Origin of the sequence: Streptomyces coacervatus (genome assembly GCF_029223485.1) — a bacterium.
GTDB classification, from domain to species: Bacteria; Actinomycetota; Actinomycetes; order Streptomycetales; family Streptomycetaceae; genus Streptomyces; species Streptomyces coacervatus.
Genome location: NZ_JARHTP010000023.1, coordinates 127,337 through 149,330, shown reverse-complemented (window position 1 = coordinate 149,330; position 21,994 = coordinate 127,337). Strand labels below are relative to the sequence as shown.

The window sequence follows — 21,994 nt, the reverse complement described above, 5'->3', positions numbered from 1 at the left end:
CAACGATTAGGTGAACTGTGGCTTAGCGCACGGAAAGGTGATTTGACGAAAGCTAGCGTGCAGCGGATGAAGGCTCTCGTTCTTTCCGGTGGCTCGGGCACCCGCCTGCGTCCGATAACCCACACATCGGCCAAGCAGCTGGTGCCCGTCGCCAACAAGCCCGTGTTGTTCTACGGGCTGGAGGCCATCGCCGACGCCGGCATCACGGACGTCGGGATCATCGTCGGCGACACCGCCGAAGAGATCCGGGAAGCCGTGGGCGACGGCTCGAAGCTCGGGATCAACGTCACCTACATCCCCCAGGACCAGCCGCTCGGCCTGGCCCACGCGGTCCTCATCGCGCGCGACTTCCTGGGCGACGACGACTTCGTCATGTACCTCGGCGACAACTTCATCGTCGGCGGCATCACCGGCCTCGTCGACGAGTTCCGTACGGAACACCCCGACGCGCAGATCCTGTTGACCCGGGTGCCCAACCCGACGTCGTTCGGTGTGGCCGAGCTGGACGAGAGCGGCCGCGTCAAGGGGCTGGAGGAGAAGCCGAAACAGCCCAAGAGCGACCTCGCGCTGGTGGGTGTGTACCTCTTCACCCCCGCGATCCACGAGGCCGTCCGCAGCATCGAGCCCTCCTGGCGCGGCGAGCTGGAGATCACCCACGCCATCCAGTGGCTGATCGACCAGCACAAGGACGTCCGCTCGACGACCATCTCCGGCTACTGGAAGGACACCGGGAACGTCGCCGACATGCTGGAGGTCAACCGCTCCGTCCTGGAGACGCTCGAGCCCGTCGTCGAGGGCACCGTCGACGCCTCCAGCGAGATCATCGGCCGGGTGAGGATCGACGCCGGTGCCGAGGTCCGCGGATCACGCATCGTCGGCCCCGCGATCATCGGCCCCGGTTCGGTGATCAGCGACTCGTACATCGGCCCGTTCACCTCCATCTCCGAGGACTGCCGGATCGACGACAGCGAGGTCGAGTACTCCATCGTCCTGCGCGAATCCTCCATCACCGGCGTACGGCGTATCGAGACCTCCCTGATCGGCCGCAACGTCCAGGTCACCCCCGCCCCCCGCAACCCCTCAGCCCACCGACTCGTCCTCGGCGACCACAGCAAGGTACAAATTTCTTCATGACGACCAGAATCCTGGTGACCGGCGGCGCCGGTTTCATCGGCTCCCACTACGTCCGTACGCTGCTCGGCCCGTCCGGCCCGGGCGAGGTGGCGATCACGGTGCTGGACAAGCTCACCTACGCGGGCAACCCGGCCAACCTCGACGAGGTGCGTGATCACCCGGGCTTCGCCTTCGTCCAGGGCGACATCTGCGACCCCGAGCTGGTCGGGAAGCTGATGGCCGAACACGACGAGGTGGTCCACTTCGCGGCCGAGTCCCACGTGGACCGCTCCATCGACGGCGGCGCCGAATTCGTCCGCACCAACGTGGTCGGCACCCACACCCTGATCGACGCCGCGCACCGGGCCGGCATCAAGACCTTCGTGCACATCTCCACCGACGAGGTCTACGGCTCCATCGACTCCGGCTCCTGGCCCGAGACCCACCCGCTGCAGCCCAACTCGCCCTATTCCTCGGCCAAGGCGTCCAGCGACCTGATCGCCCTGTCCTACCACCGCACCCACGGCCTCGACGTACGGGTGACCCGCTGCTCCAACAACTACGGCCACCACCACTTCCCCGAGAAGGTCATCCCGCTGTTCATCACCAACCTGCTGGACGGCAAGAAGGTCCCCCTGTACGGCGACGGCGGCAACGTCCGCGACTGGCTGCACATCGACGACCACGTCCAGGGCATCGAGCTGGTGCGCACCAAGGGCCGCGCCGGCGAGGTCTACAACATCGGCGGCGGCACCGAACTGTCCAACAAGCAACTGACCGGGCTGCTGCTGGAGGCCTGCGGCGCCGACTGGGACGAGAGCGTCGAGTACGTCGCCGACCGCAAGGGCCACGACCGCCGCTACTCCGTGGACTGCACCAAGATCCGCACGGAGCTGGGCTACGAACCCCGCAAGGACTTCGCCACCGGCCTCGCCGAGACCGTCGCCTGGTACCGGGACAACCGCGCCTGGTGGGAGCCCCTGAAGGAGCGCGCGGCGCTGTGACATCCACCTGGCTGATCACCGGTGCGGGCGGCATGCTCGGCAAGGACCTCCTGGCCCGCCTGGCGGCCGACGGCGAGCGGAGCGTGGGCCTGGCCCGCGGGGACCTGGACATCACGGACCCGGAGGCGGTGCACGAGGCCGTCGCCGAGCACCGGCCCGATGTGGTCGTCAACTGCGCCGCCTGGACGGCCGTGGACGATGCGGAGACCCAGGAGGCCGAGGCCCTGCGGATCAACGGCGAGGGTCCCCGGCACCTGGCGGCGGCCTGCGCCAAGACCGGCGCCAGGCTGCTGCAGGTCTCCACGGACTACGTCTTCGCGGGCGACGGCACTTCTCCCTATCCCGAGGACGCGCCCACGGCCCCCAGGAGCGCCTACGGCCGCACCAAGCTGGCCGGCGAGCAGGCGGTGCTGACCGCACTCCCCGACGCGGGCTACGTGGTGCGCACCGCATGGCTGTACGGCGCGGGCGGCGGCAACTTCGTCCGCACGATGATCAAGCTTGAGGGCGTCAAGGACACCCTCGACGTGGTCGACGACCAGCGCGGCCAGCCCACCTGGACCGTCGACCTCGCCGACCGGCTCGTCCGCCTCGGGCACCTGGCGCTGACCGGTGCCGCCCCGGCCGGGATCTACCACGGCACCAGCGGCGGCGAGACCACCTGGTTCGGCCTCACCCGGGAGATCTTCCGGCTGCTCGGCGCGGACCCCGAGCGGGTCCGCCCGACCACCAGCGCCGCCTACGTCCGCCCGGCACCCCGACCGGCCTACAGCGTCCTCGGCCACGACCGCTGGGCAACCGCCGGAATCGAGCCGATCCGCGACTGGCGCGAGGCCCTGCACGAGGCGTTTCCGGCACTCCTTGCGGCCGAGCGGCCGTAATCCGGCGCACGAAGTTCCCCTGGAACGAGCGGGGTCGGCCAAATCCGTTGCTGATTTGGCCGACCTCGCTCGTCTACGTCAGTCCAGTTGGAAGGTCCAGAGCACCGATCCGTCCCGACCGTAGACGCCGACCCTCGATGGCGGTCGCTTCCCGGCGGTGACGAAGTGGTCCCTGATCCTGGCGATCGTGTCGGGGAGTCCCGCCACGGTACTCCCCGGGATCGATCCCGTCGGCTGCCAGTACATGGTCAGCTCCCAGTGGCGACCCTTGCCGCCGCCGCGTGGTGCGGTGGGCTCGGCTTCGAGGTTCAGCTCGTCGAGGAGGTCGAGGACGACGTTCATGTCGTCGCCGTCTATGTGCACGAAGTCCTCTTCCACCAGGATCTGAGCCATGCACGCTCAATACCCCGATACGCGAACCGATCAACCTGGTCGGAGCCGCCTTACAAGCGGCTGGTCGCCGGGGCCGGTTCCGCCTCGGACGCGGCGGGGCGCCTGCGGCGCCCGAGGGCGGGCAGCGGTGGCGGGGTGAGGAAGCCTTCGGCGCGGGCGCTGGCCAGGCCGATGCGGGGGATGTCGCTGCTCTTGGCGAACAGCAGGAAGCGGGGCTCCCACACGGGCCGGTACTTGGCGTTGGCGCGGTAGAGGGACTCGATCTGCCACCAGCGCGAGAAGAAGGTGAGCAGCGAGCGCCACAGCCGCAGCACGGGGCCCGCGCCGAGGCGTGTACCGCGTTCGAAGACCGAGCGGAACATCGCGAAGTTCAGCGACACCCGCCGTACGCCCAACTCCTCGGCGCGCAACAGCAGTTCGACGACCATGAACTCCATCAGGCCGTTCTCGCAGGCGCGTTCCCGGCGCATCAGGTCCAGTGACAGGCCGTGCTCACCCCAGGGGACGAAGCTGAGCAGGGCGCGCGGCTCGCCGTCGGCGTCGCGGCACTCCAGCATCACGCAACGGCCGTCGCCGGATTCGCCGAGCCGCCCCAGCGCCATGGAGAAGCCGCGTTCGGTGGGTCCGTCGCGCCAGTGGTCGGCCTTGTCGATCAGCAGCGACATCTCGTCGTCCGCGATGTCCTCGTGACGACGGATGCGTACCGTGTATCCGGCCCGGCGCACCCGGTTGTGGGCCTGCCGTACGCCCCGCATGGCGCGTCCTTCGAGAGTGAAGTCGGCGATCTCCACGATGGCCTCGTCGCCCAGCTCCAGGGCGTCCAGCCCGTGCCGGGCGTAGATCGTGCCGGCCTCCTCGCTCGCGCCCATGACTGCGGGGGTCCAGGCGTGCCGGCGGGCCTCGTCCAGCCAGGCGTCGATGGCGCCGGGCCAGGCTTCGGGGTCGCCGATGGGGTCGCCGGAGGCGAGGCTGACGCCGCCGACCACCCGGTAGGTGACGGCCGCCTTTCCGCTGGGCGAGAAGATGGCGATCTTGTCGCGGCGCAGGGCGAAGTAGCCGAGGGAGTCCCGCCCGCCGTGCCGGGCCAGCAGGTCGCGCAGCCGCTGTTCGTCGTCGTCGCCGAGCAGGGCGCGGCCCCGTGGGGCGCGGAAGCAGGCGTACAGGACGAGGAGGAAGGTCGCGGCGATCAGGGTGTTGATGAGGACGTCGACCCAGCGGGGAGCGTGCACGGCGTCGATGCGGTCGGCGAGCGGGCCGACGCTGATGCCGCGCAGCAGGGTGTAGGCGATCTCGTCGGTCAGCGTGGCCCCGGGCAGCTTGTTGGTGGCGGCGACCAGCAGGGTGCCGATCGTGCCGCTGACGAGGAGGCCGCCCGCCCCCGCGGCGAGGGCCAGCTTCGGGTTGGAGCGGTCCCCCACAGCCTTGAACTCACCGCGCCCGACGAGCAGCGCGGCCACGAACAGGCCGGTCAGCAGCAGGGAACCCCAGTTGTTGGCGTGCCTGCGGTACGTCTCCTGGGTCATGGCCAGCGTGTAGAGCGTGAACAGCCCGCCGGACAGCAGCAGGTTGAAGATCCACGCGGCCCGTTTGCGGCGCCGCATCACCACGGCGAGGAAGAGTGCCAGCGCCGCCGAGATGAGCCCGGCGGTGGCCAGATAGGGGGTGAAGTACTCGCCGACGTTGTGCTCTTGGACCTCGTCGCGGAACGGCACCGAGACCACCGCGGCCAGGTTGAGCACGGCGAGCAGTCGCAGGTACCAGACCGTGGCCGAGGCCGCGCCCTTGCGCAGCCACGGTGGCACAGTCGGGGAGGGAGCACGGTCCGTGGCGGGCGTGTGCTGCCGGAGGTTCAGGGGCGAGGGGTGTGCGGGCACCGTGGGGATTCACCTCGAGAGGAGTCAACCCTACAGCTTGTAGGGTAATGAACACTCTACCGGGTGAAGCGCCCCACGGCGAAACTCACGTGATGCGGTATTAGCCGCGAATGTCGTTGATTCTCGTGAAGTAAGAGATTTCCTATCAATGGAACCTGGCCTCCGGCCGCTCCCTCCTGCAGGGCAGAAAAGGAGGCCCAAATGGGCGACAGCCCCATGATGGCGAGCGACGCGCTCAAGCGGCGGTTCGCGCCGAGGATCGATCCACCACCTACGCAGCGGCGGTGGCGTCTCGAACTCAAGAAGGCACTGCCGGCACTGACCTTGTTCGCCTCCGTGCGGCTGACCGGTGTGATCATGGCGACCTTGTGGTCGCTGCACCTCGGCAGGCACCCGCGCACCGTGCTCGGCCTGGAGTGGGACGGCCGCTGGTACTGGCACATCTCCCAGTACGGCTACGGCCTGATCACCCACCCCAAACACGGACACGCCGTCTACAACGACCTGGCGTTCTTCCCCCTCTTCCCAGGCCTGATCCGCGCCGTGAACACGGTGCTGCCGATCGGCCCGGTCAACGTGGCGCTGCTCATCACGTGGACTGCCGCTCTGGCGGCGGCCTGGGGCATATACGCGGTCGGCGAGATGCTGCACGGACGACGCGTCGGGATCCTCCTCGTGGGGCTGTGGGCGATGCTGCCGCACGCGATCATCCTGACGATGGCGTACACGGAACCCCTCATGACCGCCTTCGCCGCCTGGTCGCTCTACGCCGTGCTGACCCGCCGCTGGCTGACCGCGACGACGCTGGCGGTGCTGGCCGGGCTGTGCCGCCCCAATGGTCTCGCCGTGGCGGCCGCCGTCGTCACCGGCGCCGTCGTTCATCTCTGGCAGCTGCGCCGCGCCGGTCTGCCCACCGCCCCGCGCGCCTGGGCGGCCGCCGCCGCGGCTCCCCTCGGATGGCTGGGCTACATCGGCTGGGTGGGGCTCAGGACACACAGCCCCGTCGGCTACTTCCACGTGCAGAGTCTCTGGGGCTCACGGTTCGACTTCGGCCACTACGCGGCCCACACGTTCAAGCATCTGATCGTCGGGCACGACAACCTCGTCACGTATGCAACCGCCGCCATCGTCCTCGGCTATCTGCTGCTGTTCGTCTTCTGCGTCCTGAACAGAATGCCCTGGCCAGTGCTCGCGTACTGCGCGGTCCTCATCGTGATGGCCGTCGGCGGCACCCACTTCTTCACGAGCAAGCCGAGGTTCCTGCTGCCGGCCTTCCCTCTGCTGATCCCGCTCGCCCGGCATCTCGCGCGAAGCCGCCTGCGCACCCTCGTCGTCCTGCTCACCGCCCTGGCCTGCGTCTCCCTCTTCTACGGCACCGACCTGCTCACCGTCTCCCATCGGGCCCTGTGACGGGAGGCCGGCCTGCCCGGTTCAGGACCACAGCGCGTCCTCAGCCGCCGGCGTCCCCGGTCTCACCCCCTGTCTCATCCTGACGGACCGGCACCAGCACGGTGAAGGTCGTGGGGCGACGGCCGGTCAGGGAGAGTCTGCCGCCGAGCGAGACGGCGAGGTCCCGGGCGAGGGCGAGGCCGATGCCCTCGCCCTCGCCGTCCCCTGTGTGGCCGCGCTCGAAGGGCCGGGTCGTCTCGATGCCGCCCTCGTCGGCGACGTCGAAGGCGAGGGCGTCGCCGAGGTCCCGGACAGTGAGGCGGACGGTGCCGCGGCCGTGCACGCGTGCGTTGTCCAGCAGGATGCCGAGGATCTCGGCGACCGGCGCACCGGGCACGCGGGCGTCGTCCGGTGCCTCACCCGTCGTGCACAGCAGTCGCCTGCCGTCGTGGGCGAACAACCCGTGCCAGTGCTCCTCGGTCTCCCCCAACAGCCGTGCGACCGGCTCGGACGGGGCCGGGGTACGGGGCAGACCAGGGGAACGGGAGAGCCGTAGCACCTCCTCCACAGTGCCATGCAAGCGACGGGTGGTGGCCAGCGCCTCCTCCAGCGCGGGGCGCAGCCGCGCTTCGTCGTCCTGGGCGAGGCCCGCCTCCAGGGTGAGCTGCAGTCCGGTCAGCGGGGTGCGCAGCTGGTGCGAGGCGTTGGCGGTGAAGTCCCGTTCGTGGCGCAGGAGTTCGGTGAGGCTGTGCAGCATCTCGTTGTGGGTGCGGGCCACCTGGTCGATCTCGGCGATGCTGCTGGGCGCGGCACGTGCGCTCAGGTCGCCGGCGGTGACGGCCCGGCTGTGGCGGGAGAGGTCCTCCAACGGGGCGGCCAGCACCCGCGCCTGGCGGCGGGCGACCAGGACCGCCACGGTCAGGGCGAGAGCGCAGGCGCCGGCCAGGACGGCCCACACAGCCAGGACACGGTTGCGCACGGCCGCGGTGGGTGAGGACGCGCGTACGACGCCGATGACCTGCTCCGCGTGCGAGACCGGCACGGTCACCGTGAGGTCGTCGCCCGAGTGGCTGCGCACCACCCTCGCGCCGAGTGCCTGCCGTACCGCCGCATCGCCGGTCCTGGGGCCGCTGCCCGCGCGCAGGCGCAGCTGGGTGTCGTACAGGCCGAGGTGCCCGCCGCTCGGCGGAGCGGGCAGTTCGACCGGGTCGCCGGTGGTGTAGTCCGGGCTGACGCGCACGGCCCCCGACAGGGCGGCCCGCTCCAGGGTGTCGCGCTGGTCGGCGTACAGGGACGACCTGATGGCCAGGGCCAGCGGGACGGCGAGGAGGACCACGGCGACCAGGGCGGCGGTGAGGGCGACGCGCACCACACGCTGTCTCATGCCTTCATCCTGCGGGCCGCCGGCCTGCTCTGCGCCGGTGCGCCACGCGCTTTTGCCGTCGTCTAACCGTCGGCGTGCCGGCGGTTAACCGGCCGCTTCCTAGCGTCGGTGCCATGACCGATCTCCGGTCGCAGGCTTTCCGGGAGGGCAGTGGCCATGGCACTTGCACGCACGTCCGCCGCCGTTGGGCTGACGCTGGTCGCGGCGGTGACCGCCGGGTGTTCGGGTTCCGGCTCGCACTCGGGGGCCGCCGCGTCCGCTGCCCCGGCGGGCGGGGGCAACAACGCCCAGGTGAGTCCCGCGCCCACCGAGTCGAATCCGCCCGGCGACATCCCCGACAACCAGGTGTACGTGACCTATCGGCCCAGCAGCGGCTTCACCGGCTTCACGGTGAAGGTGCCCGAGGGCTGGGCACGTACCGAGCAGGGCGCCACGACCGTGTTCACGGACAAGCTGAACACCGTGCGGATCATCACGGCCACCGCGTCCGCGGCGCCCACGGTCGCCTCGGTCACCCGTACCGCAGTGCCCCAACTCAAGTCCCAGGTACCGAAATTCGCCGCCCCCAAGGCGACCGTGGTGAACCGGCACGCCGGACGCGTCGTCCGGCTGACCTATCAGGGCGACTCCGCCAAGGACCCGGTCACCGGCAAGGTCGTGCGGGACGCGTTCGAACGGTACGCCTTCTACCGGCAGGGGCACGAGGTCGACCTGACGCTGTCCGGGCCGGTCAACGCCGACAACGTCGACCCGTGGCGGATCGTCAGCGACTCCTTCGCATGGCGGTGACCACCGTGCCGAGTCGGTCGTACGACGATGACGTGCTCACCGCCCGCGAGCTGTACCGCTTCTACCGGGCCGGCGAGGAGGAGACCCTCGCCCTGCGCGGGGTGTCGCTGACGGTGCGGCGGGGCGAGACGGTCGCCGTGGTCGGCCCCTCCGGTGCAGGCAAGTCCACCCTGCTGGCGTGTCTGGCCGGGCTGGACGAGCCCTCCGGCGGCGAGGTCCGGGTGGACGGTGTCCGTATCAGCCACCGGCCGGAGACCGAGCGGGCCCGGCTGCGCGCCCGCCACATCGGCGTCCTGCTGCAGACCCGCAACCTGCTGCCGCACCTGAGTGTCCGCGACAACATCCGCCTGGCCCAGCGGGCCGTGCGCGGCCGTCCCGCCGTGGCCGCCGAGGCGCTGTTGGAGCAGGTGGGGCTCGCACAGCGGGCACGTTCCCTGCCTCGGCAGCTGTCCGGCGGTGAACTGGCGCGCGCGGGACTGGCGGTGGCTCTCGCCAACTCCCCGGCCGTGCTGCTGGCCGACGAGCCGACCGGTGAACTCGACGGCGGTACCGAGCAGTTGGTGCTGCGGATGGTGCGGGAGCGGGCCGCGGAGGGCTGCGCGGTGCTGATCGTCACGCACAGCCCGGAAGCGGTCCGGATCGCCGACCGGGTGATCGCCCTGGATGACGGGCGGGCGCGGGAGACGCGGGAGGCGAGCGATGTCCGGCACTGACGTCCTCGTCGTCTGCGAGAACGCGGCGCTGACCTTCGGGCGGGGCGCGACGGCGGTGGTGGCCGTGCACGGCGCCGACCTGAGCATCCGGCCCGGCGACCGGCTGGCGATCGTGGGCCCGTCCGGGTCGGGAAAGTCGTCGCTGCTGCATCTGCTGGCCGGGCTCGAACGCCCCACCAGCGGCACCGTCTCCTGGCCCGGCCTGGACCCAAGCGCCGGCATCGGGCTGGTGTTCCAGGCCGACAGTCTGGTCCCCGCCCTCGACGTCGCCGAGAACACCGCCCTTCCCCTCGTCCTCGCCGGCCGGCCCGAGGCGCAGACCCGCCGGCCGGTCGCCGACGCCCTCGACCTGGTGGGGGCATCCGACCTGGCCGACCGGCTGCCCGAGGAGATCTCCGGCGGCCAGGCCCAACGGGTCGCCGTGGCCCGCGTCCTCGCCCAGCAGCCGCGCCTGATCCTCGCCGACGAGCCCACCGGCCGACTCGACCACGCCACCGGCGCCCGCGTCCTGGACGCCCTGCTGACGGCGGCGGACCGCACGGGCGCCGCCCTGGTCGTCACCACCCACGACCCGGCGATCGCCGCCCGGCTCACCGTCCGACGCGCGATGCACGACGGACGACTGCTCGCACAGGAGGACGTCTCATGATCACCTCGTGGGCACGGGGCCTGGCCCGCCATCGCGCCGGACGGCTGCTGGCCGCCCTGGCCGGCATCGCGCTCGCCGTCGCCCTGATCGCCGCGCTCGGCTCCTTCCTCACCGCCTCGAAGGCGACCATGACCCAGCGCGCCGTCCGCTCCGTCGCCGTGGACTGGCAGGTCGAGGTGCAGCCCGGCGCCGACCCCCACTCCGTGCTGCGGCAGGTCCGCACGGCCCCCGGCACCCGGGCCGCCCTCCCGGTCGGATACGCCCGCACCACCGGCTTCACCGCCCGCGTCCAGGGCAGCACCCAGACCACCGGCCCCGGCATGGCCCTCGGCCTCCCTCCCGGCTACCGGCGGCTGTTCCCCGACGAGATCCGCCCCCTCTCCGGCTCCCCCACCGGCGTCCTGCTCGCCCAGCAGACCGCCTCCAACCTGCACGCCGCGCCCGGCGACACCGTCGGCATCCAGCTCCCGGGCGCCGGACTGCGGCAGGTACGTGTGGACGGCGTCGTCGACCTGCCCCAGGCCGACTCCCTGTTCCAGAAGGTCGGCGCACCCCCCCAGTCCCAGCCGACCGCACCTCCCGACAACGTCATCCTGCTGCCCGCCGACCGGTTCGCCTCCCTCACCCGCGGCGCGACCGCCCTCACCACCCAGATCCACGTCGCCCGCGACGCCAGCCTGCCCGCCGACCCCGCCGCCGCCTTCACCGCCGTCACCGGCGCCGCCCACCACCTCGAAGCCAAGGCGTCGGGCGCCGCGCTGGTCGGCAACAACCTCGGCGCCGCCCTCGACTCCGCCCGCCAGGACGCCCTCTACGCCCAGATCCTCTTCCTCTTCCTCGGCGTGCCCGGCGCGGTCCTCGCCGCCGCGCTGACCGCCGCCGTCGCCTCGGCGGGCGGCCAACGGCGCCGCCAGGAACAGGGGTTGCTCCGGCTGCGGGGGCTGCGTCCAGGTCAGATCACCGGCCTCGCAGCCCTGGAAGCCGCGCTGGTGGGTGTCGTGGGCGGACTCGCCGGTCTCGGCATCGCGGCACTGACCGGGCGCCTCGCCTTCGGCGCCGCCTCCTTCGGCGCAAGCGCGGGCACCTGGGCGATCTGGTACGGCATCGCCTTCGTGCTCGGCGCCGCCGTGGCGGCCGGGGCCGTCCTCGTCCCCGCCCTGCGCGACCTGCGCTCGGTCACCGTCGCCGACACCCGCAAGGAGACCGGCGTACGCCCCACCCGCTCCCCGTGGTGGATGCGCTGCGGCCTCGACTTCGGGCTGCTGATCGGCTCCTGGCTGGTCTTCCGCGCCTCCTCCGGCAACCAGTACGCCCTCGTCCTCGCCCCCGAGGGCGTGCCCACTCTCTCCGTCTCCTACTGGGCCTTCCTGGGCCCGGCCCTGCTGTGGATCGGGGCAGCCCTGCTGGTGTGGCGGCTGACCCTGCTCGCCCTCACCCACGGCCGCCCGGCCCTGGCCCGCCTGGCCCGCCCGCTCACCGCCACCCTCGCCGGCACCACGGCGGCCATCCTGTCCCGGCGCCGACGCCCACTGGCCCGCTCCGTGGTGCTGCTCGCCCTCGCGGTGTCCTTCGCCGTCTCCACCGCGGTCTTCAACGCCACCTACCACCAGCAGGCCGAGGTCGACGCCCGGCTCACCAACGGCGCCGACGTCACCGTCACCGAACCGCCCGGCGCCCACGTCCCGCCCAGCACTGGGAGCACGCTGAAGGTCCCCGGCGTACGCCACGTCGAACCGCTCCAGCACCGCTTCGCCTACGTCGGCTCCGACCTCCAGGACCTCTACGGCGTCCGCCCGGACACCATCGCCCGGGCCACCTCGCTCCAGGACGCCTACTTCGCCGGCGGCACCGCCCACCAGCTCATGCAGCGTCTGGCACAGCGCCCGGACAACCTCCTGGTCAGCGTCGAGACGGTCCACGACTTCCAGCTCTCCCCCGGCGACACCGTCAACCTGCGCATCCAGGACGCCCGCACCAAGGCCCTGCGCACCGTCCCCTTCCACTACGCCGGCATCGCCAAGGAGTTCCCCACCGCCCCCAAGGACAGCTTCTTCGTCGCCAACGCCGCCTACGTCGCCAAGGCGACCGGCAGCGACACCGTCGGCGCGTTCCTGCTCGACACCGGCGGCACCCACCAGAAGCAGGTCGCCGCCCACCTGCGGAAGCACCTCGGCACCAGCGCCACCGTCACCGACCTCACCCAGACCCGCGGCACCGTCGGCACCAGCCTCACCTCCGTCGACCTGGCCGGTCTGACCCGCATCGAACTCGCCTTCGCCGTCCTCCTGTCGGCAGGGGCCGGCGGACTGGTCCTCGCCCTCGGGCTCGCCGAACGCCGCCGCACCTTCGCCATCGCCACCGTGCTCGGCGCAAAGCCCGGCCAGCTGCGCGGCATGGTCCTCACCGAGGCCCTGCTGCTGACCGCGGGCGGGCTGGCGGGCGGCGCGCTCATCGGCTGGGCGCTGTCGGAGATGCTGGTGAAGGTTCTCACGGGTGTCTTCGACCCACCCCCGGCGAGCCTGTCCGTGCCGTCCGCCTACCTGGTCCTGACCGCGGGCGCCGCGGTGGCCGCCGTACTGGCCGCCGCCCTCAACGGCATCCGCAGCGCCGGACGCCCGGCCGTCGAGGAACTGCGCGACCTGTGACCGCGCCGCACCGGACCGGCGAGCCGCCCGCTCCGCCCGCTTCTAGGCTGTCGACCATGCGCAAGCCCGCCACCGCCGACCGCAGCCGCCCGCGCGTCCTGGTCGTCGAGGACGACGACACCATCGGCCGCCACCTTCACACCGGCCTGCGCGGCAACGACTACGCCCCCACCTGGAGCCGCACCGGCTCCGCCGCCCTGGCCGAGGCCGCACGATCGCCGTACGACGTCCTGCTGCTCGATCTGGGCCTGCCCGACATGGACGGCCTCGACGTCGCCCGCGCCTTGCGCGCCCGCAATCCCGACCTGCTGATCGTCATCCTCACGGCCCGCACCGACGACATCGACGTGATCGCCGGGCTGGACGCGGGAGCCGACGACTACCTCGTCAAGCCCTTCAGCCTCTCCGTGCTTCTCGCCCGGCTCCGCGCCCACCTGCGCCGCCGCGTTGTCGCCGCACCGCCACAGGAACCCGTCCGCCTGGTCGACCTCGTCCTCGACGTCTCCGCCCGCCGCTGCACCCTCCACGACGAGGAAGTCCCGCTCCGCCCCAAGGAGTTCGACCTGCTCGCCGTTCTCGCCCAGCACGCGGGCAAGGCCGTCTCCCGGGAAACCCTGATGGCCGAGGTCTGGGACGAGAACTGGTTCGGCTCCACCAAGACCCTCGACGTCACCATGGCCGGCCTGCGCCGCCGCCTCACCGAGGCCGCCGACACTGCGGCCCACGCCGGCAGCCTGCCCCGCATCACCACCCTGCGGGGGCACGGCTACCGGCTGGAACTCTGACTCGCCTGGCGTCACAGCTCGCTGTCAACGTGCTGAATGCGCGGTCCCTGCTGCCCGCATTCGGCGTGCCGGGCGTGGGAGCACGTCCGTCGGTGAAGCGCACGCGTACTACGACACCACCGCCGCCTTCGAGTACAACAACACCCTGTCCAGCACCTGGGGCGTGGCAACCAGCGTCGACGGCGAGCACTGGTCCATCACCGGAAAGGTCTCGCGCAAGAGCAGCACCGGCCACGCCGTGGGCATCGCGAACCAGGGCCGCACTGGGCCAAGCGATTCCAGATTCCGGTCGAATACCAGGACGTCGACCATCAGCTCGCCTGCCCCAACCACAGGGTCACGCATTCGTACTCCATTCTCCCGGTCAAGTACGACATTCCTGCCGGGGGCGCGGTGGCGAGGTACGGCGGCGATGTCCGCAACAAGGACGGAGTGGCGGCGTACCGGAATCCAATCCGTCCTATCGTGCGGTTCTCGGCAAGAAGCAGTACGCGACCATCACCTCCGGAACCTCCATCACGATCGGCTACGCCGCTAAGGTGTTCGGAGTGACGATCAGCCCCGACACCGAGTACGGCACCTCGCACTTCCAGAAAATCACCGCGGGGTCGGGTGGCTCGGAGCACGACATCTGGGGCGCCAAGGGCAAGATTTCGGGGAACCCCGGTGTCATCTACTCGTACTAGCGGCCGCGGCCGCGCCTGGGCGCTCGCCGCGACAGCCCTGCTGGCTTTCGCGACAGGTTGCGCGGGTGCCACCGGCACGGACCGGGTCACGGCGGGGACGGCGCTGCAGGCGGAGGGGCCGGGAACATCCGGTTCCCTCGGCTTCTCGGACGTGAAGGTCGGCGACGTCTACCGCATGGCCTTCCCCCTCACGAGGAACACGTCCAAACAAGCCGTCTCCGTCACGGGGGTCAAGCTCCTCAACGTCCCGGCGGGCGCCAAAGTGCTTGGTTACGCCGTCTACTCGGTGAAGGACACGCCCGGCTACCGGCTGGGCTACCAGGAGACCGCCCACCCCACCGCCGGCGACGTGGACCTCGACAAGTACCCGAACTACGCCGGGCACCCGTACACGATCAAGCCGGGGGCGCTCAGCGACAAGTACGCGGTGGTACGGCTCAAGGTCACCGCACAGGTGAAAGCACCCATCTCGGGCTGCGAGGCGGACTACACCCAGGCCGGTCAGACCTATCACCAGACCCTGGCCTGCAAGTTCGGGCTCGACATGGCCTGAACGAGCTCGACGGCATGAATGCTTCCTGCCGCGCAACCCACCGGTGACGCCCGGCCCCGGCTGCCGGGGCAGGGCGTCACCTGCTCCCGCAGGTAAGCGGCCCGAAGGGCGACAAAGGCGAAGGCTCCGTGGCCCGGACGCTATTCAGTCGGCTCCAGCCGCAGGACCCGGATGACGACGTAGGTTCCAACCCCGCTGTCGGCTCGGAACCGTCGGGGGTCATGGCGGAGCCTACTGACGTGCGGAAACGTCGTCCACTGGGCCTCCGCGGGCGCCAAAGTCACTGGTATTGCAGCTAACCTGAGTTCGCCGCTGGTTTTGGGCCGGACCTCTTTCTCCCGCAGGGGGCTCGTTGTCTGCAACCGGGTGTGGCGTCCACTCGGCCAACGTCGTCGACCGCGATGGCTCCGGTGTGACGCCGGCGAACACGTTGATTTCCATCGACTGGTCGAGAGTCTTGGACGACGTCTCGACGGCGCACGTCGTGATCAACCCGGACGGAGACTGTTGCGCCCAGCTCGGCAACGTGCGTGCCTGGCGGCACAAGCTGGTCCTCGCCCGTGACGGCGCCACGGTGTGGGAGGGGCCGATCATGACAAAGCCAGTGCTGACCGACAGCGCCATCGAGGCGATCAAGCGGAGGCTTCCTGGCCGTCCATGAGCTGATGGATCGCGGCCAGGATCCCCTCCACGGCACCGGGTTGGGCGGCAAGAGCGGCCAGAGGGACCGACGGCCAGCCTTTGTAGCCCTTCTCCCGTTGCACCTCAAGCTTCTTCTCCAACTCGGCAACGGCTGGCAGAGAATCCGCGAACGTGGTCGCACCGTCAAGGCCGAGGTGATGAGTGATCGATCCGAAGCTGAAGGCGAGTTCTTCCTTCGCAGGAGCGTCGTACAGGGAAAGCGTCCAGACCGGCACCTGCCGACCGGCGGCGGGATAATAGACGGACATACTGGGGTACTTGGCCGTACCGCCCTCCAAACGTCCCCTGGCCGCCGCGTGATCGAGCAGTACCGTCGCGATCCGCCGCGGTTCCGGCGCGAGGCGATCGCGTATCACCGCGTCCATGTCGTCACGCGTGGTCCGCTGCGTGGAACGCCGACCTGAGGGGGACTTCGCTGCCGTGGCGACCTCCCCGTGAACGCGCGGGACGAGGACGCGGAAGTCTCCGTCGCCTCGGTACTGGGTCAGCTCGACCGCGTACACGTCGGTCTGCCTCATCTGCCGGTTCAGGAACTCGGCAATCGCCCTGAGCTCCAACGGGATCCGGTCCGCGACGAACAGCAGCCGCATCTGTCCGGCAGCCAGCCGTTCCTCGACCGCCATCCAGAACTCCTCCGGCGAGCGGTCGCCGAGCAGTTCCCCGTACGCCTCTTCCAGCGATCGGCCATCCGCGACACAGGTCTCCTCGAAGGAACGCTGGAGCAGCGCCCCAGGCCAGTAACGCGCCCCGTTCGCCGCATAGTCCAGCATCTGACCAACCACCTCGCGACGGATCCGGGTGTCCGTCGCCCGCTTGACCTCGACCAGCGTGGGTACCCCGTCGGCGTCTACGAAGAGGTGGTCCAACCAGTAGGCCGGACCGCTCTCCGCACTCGTCGGAACACCCATCTCCCGCGCCACCAACACCAGCCGCAGCGGCTGGCCACCGGCCAGCGAACCGAAATCCAGCACCCGCGGATGGCGCGCGAGAAGCTCTTGGAACTCTGCCTCGGTCTCGAACGCGGCTGGCTCCAGAGCCTGCAGATCGCTACCCAGGACGAATACAGGCTGATCAGTCACTTGCTACCCCACCCTTGTGATCCCGCGACCGTGGTCAATGGTCCTTGCCGCATCGATTGATACCGCAAGCCACTGACATTGGGCCCGACGCCCTCACCATGGCCGGCCGCCACCCCCAATCTGGGTCCCAGCAAGTCCAGCACTACCTCCAGCACAATCGACCTGGCTGTCGAACACCCCGCCTCCACCCCCTGCGAAGGCTGCTGAACGAGCTGGACATGCTCGCCCCGTTGACGATGCGTCACCTTCAGCGACATTAGTCGCACAGTCGGATGGGATTCCTCCTACGTTCGCATCTCTCCCGCCAAGGCGGAGTTAAGCGCTTCCCACTTGGGTGCCCACCGTCACGACGGCAACCACATCGCGACCGAGCTCGAGATCCTGTGCAAAGGCATGGGGCTCCCCGTCGCGGACACGGACGACCGTGCTCGGGCCGTCGGCGTGCTGATCGCGTCAGGCGGAACACGGGTCGCGTCACTCTGCCTGCGCGGAAATGCCGAAAACATCACGGCCGGATCTATCTGAGGTTACTGGCCAGGGGGTGCAGCTCACTCTTCTTTTTGATCCGGTGACAGGGGAGTTGAATGGGCACCAAGAAGTCCTGGTCAAGCGCGCCGAGAAACTTGACCTAGAGCCCCCGGGCTTCTCTCCTACCGAGAGCGGCAGATATGGGGAAGAACCAAGGACATTAGATCGCGCCCTTGCTTAAGGGCCGACGGACGGAAGCGTTGTCCGGTACAACCGTGCACGGCCTCTGGCGCCGCCAGACGGGCATGGCCCCGGCACCCAGGAACCTGCGAACAGGAGCACCCCTAAGTCATGGCGGGCGCCTGAAGGAGCCGTGGGAAACGGCGCGTCCCGCACGCGGACGGCTTCCGCGTGCGGGACCAGGTGCTCAGCTCGTGCCGGTCGGTCAAACGGTCAGCTGGTCGTCAGGGCAGTGTCGTCCACGACGAAGCTGGTCTGGAGGGAGGAGTCCTCCACGCCGTTGAACTTCAGGGTGACCGTCTGGCCCGCCAGCGAGGACAGGTCGAAGGTCTTCTGCCCGTACCCGGAGTTGTGGTTGAGGTTCGAGTACGTCGCCAGGGTGGTCGACCCGACGGTCACCGTCACCTTGTCGTACGCCGTGCTGCTGGTGGTCTCCGACGTGTCGATGTGCAGGTAGAAGGTGAGCGTGGCCTTGCAGCCGGCCGGAATCGTCACCGACTGGGACAGCGTGTCGGTGTGCGAGGAGCCGTAGCCGTCCAGCCAGGCGTAGTACGAGCCACCGTGGGCCGCCTCACCGCTGTCGTTGACGATGACGCCGCTGGTGGCGCTCCAGCCAGTACTGCCCGACTCGAAGCCGGGATTGGCCAGCAGCTGGGACGAGGTGCAACCGCCCCCGCCGGAGCCGACGGTCCAGGTGAAGGACGTAGAGCCGGAGGCGCCGGTGGAGTCCTTCGCCGTGACCGTGACCTGATAGGTCCCGGCAGTGGACGCCGTACCGGAGATCAGGCCGGTGGAGCTGTTGATGGACAGGCCGGTCGGCAGGCCGCTCGCGCTGTAGGTGAGAGCCGCGCCCCCGCTGTCGGTGGCCTTGATCTGCAGGCTGACCGAGCTGCCCGTGGTGGTGGACTGACTGCCGGGGTTGGTGACGGTGACCGTGTTTCCGGTGCTGGAGCCGGAGGTGAAGGCGGCTGTGCCGTTCGGAGTCCCCCAGCCGGTCGGACCGTCATAACCGGTGCCCGCGGTGCAGAAGTACGACGGGGAGCAGCTGCCGTTGTTGCCGCTGGTCACGTCGTACAGGTTGCTGGTGTGGCTGTAGGGGTACTTCGCCGGGTAGTCGCTCGAGCCCGGAGTGCCCGCGAGGGCGTAGACGGAGGCGATGATCGGCGAGCTGGCGCTGGTGCCGCCGTAGACCGCCCAACCGGAGCCGCCATAGGTGTCGTAGACCGCGACGCCGGTGGCCGGGTCGGCGACTGCGGAGACGTCGGCCTCCATGCGCTTGGTGCAGCCGGTGTCGGTCTGCCAGCTCGGCTTCGGGTCGTAGGCGGAGCAGCCGGAGCCGGTGCCCTCCGTGGTGTTGGTGTGCCACACCGACTCGCTCCAGCCACGGGAGTTGGAGGAGGTCGTCAGCGCGGTGCCGCCGACGGCGGTCACGTACTGGGAGGTTGCCGGGTACTCGGCGCCGTAGGCGGAGTCACCGGAGGAGACGGTGATGGCGACGCCCGGGTGCTTGAAGTACGAGGTGTCGTCGCTGGTCTGGGAGGAGGACTCGGAGCCGCCCCAGCTGTTGGACACGAACTTGGCGCCGAGTGTCACGGCCTCGTTCTCGGCGGTGCCGAGGTCGGCCATGGTCGCGGAGTTGGCCTCGACCAGGATGATGTTGCAGTTCGGGCAGACCGCGCTGACCATGTCGATGTCGAGCATCTCTTCACCGGCCCAGCCGGTGTCGTTGGTCGGCAGCGAGGTGGTGGAGCCGGTCTGGCTGACCTGCTTGAAGCAGCCGTTGGCCTTGGTGCAGGAGGACAGGCCGTACGTCGAGCGGTAAGTGGCCAGGTCCGACTCGGCGTTGGGGTCGTTGTACGCGTCCACGATGCCGACGGTCAGACCCGAGCCGGCCGTGGTGGGCAGGTTGTAGGCGCTGTGCAGGTTGGCCGGGGAGAGGCCGGAGGGCGCGGCGGCGGCGAGCGCCTTGGCGAGGCGCTGCTTGATGTCCGTGCGGCGCTGGGCGAAACAGGACGCACGACCCGGCTCGGCGGTGGCGCACAGGTGCTGGGTCGGCACCTTCTGGCCGGCCTTGCCGGTGGAGTGGTAGGTCTGCCGCTGGGGGGGCGGTCAGTGCCTTGTTGTTCTGCGTGACCTTGGAGGTCTGAGGGTGTGTCGCGGCAGGCTGGGCACCGGCCGTCGGTGCGGCGGTGAATCCGGTGACGGTCAGAGCGAGGGCGGGGAAGGCGACGGTGACGAGACTTCGCAGACTCCGTCTCCGGCCGCTCGGGTGTGACTCACGCATGGGTTACTGCCTCCGGTTGACGTGGGGATTCGCACTGGATGGGCAGGCCCGTGATTGCGCGTAGCGGCGGCAGAACCGCGCAGTCATGAGCATGACATTACATTCACCCCACATGGCGAATGAACATGACATGACAGGGTGCGGGAGGAACGTACGCCTGAAGTGCGCGAACCGGCAGCGCCGCAAGCGATTTCTTTGCCTCTCCATAGGATTGGATTGGTCGCTCCATTGGAGAGCGGTGAGGTGGGGTGCGGAGAGTGCGGCCGGTGAAGGGGCTCGTGATCCAGGCGCGGTGAGCGAGGGAGACGGCATGGGCGCCGCTGATCGGCAGAGTGCCGGAGACTGGAACCGGGTCGGCGACCCGCCGGGCCCCAACGATGGTCGAGTGAGCGAGTACGGCCACGAGTACGAGTACGGGAATCCTCCCGAGTCGATACCTCGTCGCCCCGACTACGGACCCGATGCCCGCACGGGCCACATCCCCTCCCCGGCAATAGGCCACGCGCACACCCCCGCGATGGGCGACGGGCACGCCACGGTGACTGGCAACGGACATGGCCCCGACCACGGCCCAGGAGCGGGCGCGGGCGGTCACGGACACCCGCACACCCACAGCCATGGGCCCGCCGCACCGGTCTCCCGGCACCTGCGCAAGGTCATCGCGGCGATCCTGATTCCCTTCATCGCCGCGGTCGTGGTGGGGCTCGTCGTGCTGTGGCCGGGCGGAGCCCCGCCGCACCAGCGCACCGATGTGGGATTCGACCGGCGGACCCAGCAGGCGACGGTCACCAAGGTCGTCGAGGTGAGCTGCAAGTCAATGAACGCCTCCGGCGAGACCCCGACCGGCGACACCTCCACCGCCGAGGGCAACTCGGCACAGCAGGAGGCGAACGGCACCTGTCACAAGGCCACGATCAGCGTCGACACCGGCAAGGACAAGGGCCGTACCTTCACCGAGATCGTGCAGCCCGACTAGTCGCGGCAGCTGCAACAGGCCGAGAAGGTCGTCGCCGCGTACGAACCCTCCGCGCCCAAGGACCTGCAGTACTCGGTCGCCGACGTCAACCGCCGCTTCCCTATGGGCCTGCTGGCCGGCATCTTCGCACTCGCCGTCGTTGTTGTGGGCAGGCTGCGCGGCGTGATGGCGCTGGTCGCGCCGGCCATCAGCTTCCTGGTGCTGAACTTCTTCGTCCTGCCGACGGTCCTGCAGGGCTCGAACCCGCTCCTCGTGGCGGTGATCGGGTCGAGCGCCATGATGCTGATCGCCCTCTATACGTGCCACGGCCCGTCGGCCCGCACCTCGGTGGCGGTGCTCGGCACCCCGCTCTCGCTGGCACTGATCGGCATCCTGGGCTCGGTGTTCATCGGCTGGGCCGCCCTCACCGGCAACACGGACGACAGCACCGGCCTGATCCACGGCCTGTATCCGAAGCTCGACATGAGCGGTCTGCTGCTCGCGGGCGTCATCATCGGCTCCCTCGGCGTGCTCGACGACGTCACGGTGACCCAGACATCGGCTGTCTGGGAGCTGCACGACGCCAACCCGGCCATGAGCTGGCGAAGACTGTGCCGGGCAGGCATCCGCATCGGCCGCGACCACATCGCCTCCGTCGTCAACACCCTCGTCCTCGCCTACGCCGGCGCCGCGCTGCCGCTGCTGCTGCTCTTCTCCATCGCGCAGAGCGGCGTGGGCACGGTCGCCAACAGCCAACTGGTCGCGGAGGAAATCGTGCGCACGCTGGTGGGCTCGATCGGCCTGGTCGCCTCGGTGCCGGTCACGACACTGCTCGCGTCACTGGTGGTCTCGGCCGACCGGCCCGGTCCACAGGCGGAAACGGCGACAGCGGGCGCGGTGGCGGTTGGCGGAGCGGCTGCAGGCCGGGGCGGGCGTCGACGGAAGCATTGAGAGCGATCCCTTCAAGGTGGGCCGGGCCACTGCCTCTCCGAGCCGTTCCCCGAGGGAACACGCGGTCCGTTCCCTCGGGGAACAGCCTTCTTGTTTCCCACGGGAACGGGCCTTGATGGTGATCCCCTTGCCTGTCCCTTCATCGGGCCGCGGCGCCGAGACGGCCTCGCGCCACGCTGTGATCATCGAGTCCGCCCTGGACTGCGACCATGAGGGCTCCACCCAGTGCCCGCACCACCATCAGATGGTTGCCGCCCGAATCGGCGTCGAGGCACCCGCCCGCATCCGGATCTGAACGAACATAGAGGCCCGGGTGGCGTCGGATCGGCTGCCCGCCGGGACCGCGGGCGCTGCGCCGGGTAGGCAAAGGCCACGGGGCAGGTCTTGGGGAGCAGGGGTGTCGTCAGTGCGGTGTGCTCGCCGTCGTCGTGAGCCGGGCCGTCAGCCTTTGTACACC

At 70.0% G+C, this 21,994-nt stretch carries 18 protein-coding genes and 2 pseudogenes; 14 read left to right on the top strand and 6 right to left on the bottom strand.

Features of this window, described 5'->3' with window-relative positions; all coding sequences use genetic code 11:
* Positions 1-66 precede the first annotated feature (66 nt).
* The 3 genes from P2Q00_RS42180 to rfbD are packed head-to-tail and all read left to right on the top strand — an operon-like array spanning position 67 to position 2,998.
* Positions 67-1,134 carry a glucose-1-phosphate thymidylyltransferase gene (locus P2Q00_RS42180; protein ID WP_275780046.1) on the top strand — a complete coding sequence of 356 codons (1,068 nt, stop codon included), beginning with the start codon at positions 67-69 and terminating at the stop codon, positions 1,132-1,134.
* Positions 1,131-2,117, top strand: coding sequence for a dTDP-glucose 4,6-dehydratase (gene rfbB / locus P2Q00_RS42175; RefSeq protein ID WP_275780045.1), 987 nt, complete (start codon positions 1,131-1,133; stop codon positions 2,115-2,117). The genes P2Q00_RS42180 and rfbB overlap by 4 nt, the downstream gene beginning before the upstream one ends.
* 32 nt (positions 2,118-2,149) lie before the next feature.
* Positions 2,150-2,998, top strand: coding sequence for a dTDP-4-dehydrorhamnose reductase (rfbD, locus tag P2Q00_RS42170; RefSeq protein WP_425579661.1), 849 nt, complete (start codon positions 2,150-2,152; stop codon positions 2,996-2,998).
* A 78-nt stretch (positions 2,999-3,076) separates the two neighbouring features.
* Here rfbD and P2Q00_RS42165 read toward each other — a convergent pair whose 3' ends face one another.
* Positions 3,077-3,391, bottom strand: a complete 315-nt coding sequence (locus P2Q00_RS42165; RefSeq protein ID WP_275780041.1) for a hypothetical protein — start codon at positions 3,389-3,391, stop codon at positions 3,077-3,079.
* 50 nt (positions 3,392-3,441) lie between these two features.
* A complete protein-coding gene (locus tag P2Q00_RS42160) occupies positions 3,442-5,265 on the bottom strand; it encodes a phosphatidylglycerol lysyltransferase domain-containing protein (protein ID WP_425579660.1) in 1,824 nt (607 codons plus the stop codon).
* 201 nt (positions 5,266-5,466) lie between these two features.
* Between P2Q00_RS42160 and P2Q00_RS42155 the strand changes: the two genes are divergently transcribed.
* A complete protein-coding gene (locus tag P2Q00_RS42155) occupies positions 5,467-6,675 on the top strand; it encodes a hypothetical protein (RefSeq protein ID WP_275780039.1) in 1,209 nt (402 codons plus the stop codon).
* Positions 6,676-6,715: 40 nt separating this feature from the next.
* Here the strand turns inward: P2Q00_RS42155 and P2Q00_RS42150 are convergent, their stop codons facing one another.
* On the bottom strand, positions 6,716-8,038 hold the full coding sequence (locus tag P2Q00_RS42150) for a sensor histidine kinase (RefSeq protein ID WP_275780037.1): 1,323 nt from the start codon (positions 8,036-8,038) through the stop codon (positions 6,716-6,718).
* Between the two features lie 156 nt (positions 8,039-8,194).
* Between P2Q00_RS42150 and P2Q00_RS42145 the strand changes: the two genes are divergently transcribed.
* Genes P2Q00_RS42145 through P2Q00_RS42125 form a run of 5 tightly spaced genes read left to right on the top strand, consistent with a single transcriptional unit; the run spans position 8,195 to position 13,619 of the window.
* Positions 8,195-8,827: a hypothetical protein gene (locus tag P2Q00_RS42145; RefSeq protein ID WP_275780035.1), complete on the top strand. Its 633-nt coding sequence runs from the start codon at positions 8,195-8,197 to the stop codon at positions 8,825-8,827.
* The gene (locus P2Q00_RS42140; RefSeq protein ID WP_275780033.1) at positions 8,818-9,540 is read left to right on the top strand and encodes an ABC transporter ATP-binding protein; all 723 of its coding nucleotides are present in this window, start codon (positions 8,818-8,820) and stop codon (positions 9,538-9,540) included. Before P2Q00_RS42145 ends, P2Q00_RS42140 begins: the two co-directional genes overlap by 10 nt.
* Complete coding sequence (locus P2Q00_RS42135) at positions 9,527-10,189, top strand: ABC transporter ATP-binding protein (protein ID WP_275780031.1); 663 nt, start codon at positions 9,527-9,529, stop codon at positions 10,187-10,189. The genes P2Q00_RS42140 and P2Q00_RS42135 overlap by 14 nt, the downstream gene beginning before the upstream one ends.
* A complete protein-coding gene (locus tag P2Q00_RS42130; protein ID WP_275780029.1) occupies positions 10,186-12,834 on the top strand; it encodes an FtsX-like permease family protein in 2,649 nt (882 codons plus the stop codon). Before P2Q00_RS42135 ends, P2Q00_RS42130 begins: the two co-directional genes overlap by 4 nt.
* A gap of 56 nt (positions 12,835-12,890) precedes the next feature.
* The gene (locus P2Q00_RS42125; RefSeq protein WP_275780026.1) at positions 12,891-13,619 is read left to right on the top strand and encodes a response regulator transcription factor; all 729 of its coding nucleotides are present in this window, start codon (positions 12,891-12,893) and stop codon (positions 13,617-13,619) included.
* A gap of 108 nt (positions 13,620-13,727) precedes the next feature.
* Here the strand turns inward: P2Q00_RS42125 and P2Q00_RS42120 are convergent, their stop codons facing one another.
* Entirely contained in the window at positions 13,728-13,964 is a 237-nt protein-coding gene (locus P2Q00_RS42120) for a hypothetical protein (protein WP_275780025.1), read from the bottom strand.
* 203 nt (positions 13,965-14,167) lie between these two features.
* Here P2Q00_RS42120 and P2Q00_RS42115 point away from each other — a divergent pair, with 203 nt between their 5' ends.
* From P2Q00_RS42115 to P2Q00_RS42105, 3 genes are all read left to right on the top strand, one after another.
* Positions 14,168-14,305, top strand: coding sequence for a hypothetical protein (locus tag P2Q00_RS42115; protein WP_275780023.1), 138 nt, complete (start codon positions 14,168-14,170; stop codon positions 14,303-14,305).
* The gene (locus P2Q00_RS42110; RefSeq protein ID WP_275780022.1) at positions 14,286-14,858 is read left to right on the top strand and encodes a hypothetical protein; all 573 of its coding nucleotides are present in this window, start codon (positions 14,286-14,288) and stop codon (positions 14,856-14,858) included. The genes P2Q00_RS42115 and P2Q00_RS42110 overlap by 20 nt, the downstream gene beginning before the upstream one ends.
* A 352-nt stretch (positions 14,859-15,210) precedes the next feature.
* Positions 15,211-15,519: a hypothetical protein gene (locus P2Q00_RS42105; RefSeq protein WP_275780020.1), complete on the top strand. Its 309-nt coding sequence runs from the start codon at positions 15,211-15,213 to the stop codon at positions 15,517-15,519.
* Here the strand turns inward: P2Q00_RS42105 and P2Q00_RS42100 are convergent.
* Both P2Q00_RS42100 and P2Q00_RS42095 read right to left on the bottom strand, forming a co-directional pair.
* Entirely contained in the window at positions 15,491-16,639 is a 1,149-nt protein-coding gene (locus P2Q00_RS42100; protein ID WP_275780018.1) for a PDDEXK family nuclease, read from the bottom strand. The genes P2Q00_RS42105 and P2Q00_RS42100 overlap by 29 nt on opposite strands.
* A gap of 921 nt (positions 16,640-17,560) precedes the next feature.
* Positions 17,561-19,631 (bottom strand): annotated as a pseudogene (locus tag P2Q00_RS42095) (putative Ig domain-containing protein).
* 517 nt (positions 19,632-20,148) lie between these two features.
* Here P2Q00_RS42095 and P2Q00_RS42090 point away from each other — a divergent pair.
* Together P2Q00_RS42090 and P2Q00_RS42085 are read left to right on the top strand one after the other, a co-directional pair.
* Positions 20,149-21,537 (top strand): annotated as a pseudogene (locus P2Q00_RS42090) (YibE/F family protein).
* 127 nt (positions 21,538-21,664) lie between these two features.
* A complete protein-coding gene (locus P2Q00_RS42085; protein ID WP_275780016.1) occupies positions 21,665-21,832 on the top strand; it encodes a hypothetical protein in 168 nt (55 codons plus the stop codon).
* Positions 21,833-21,994: the final 162 nt, after the last annotated feature.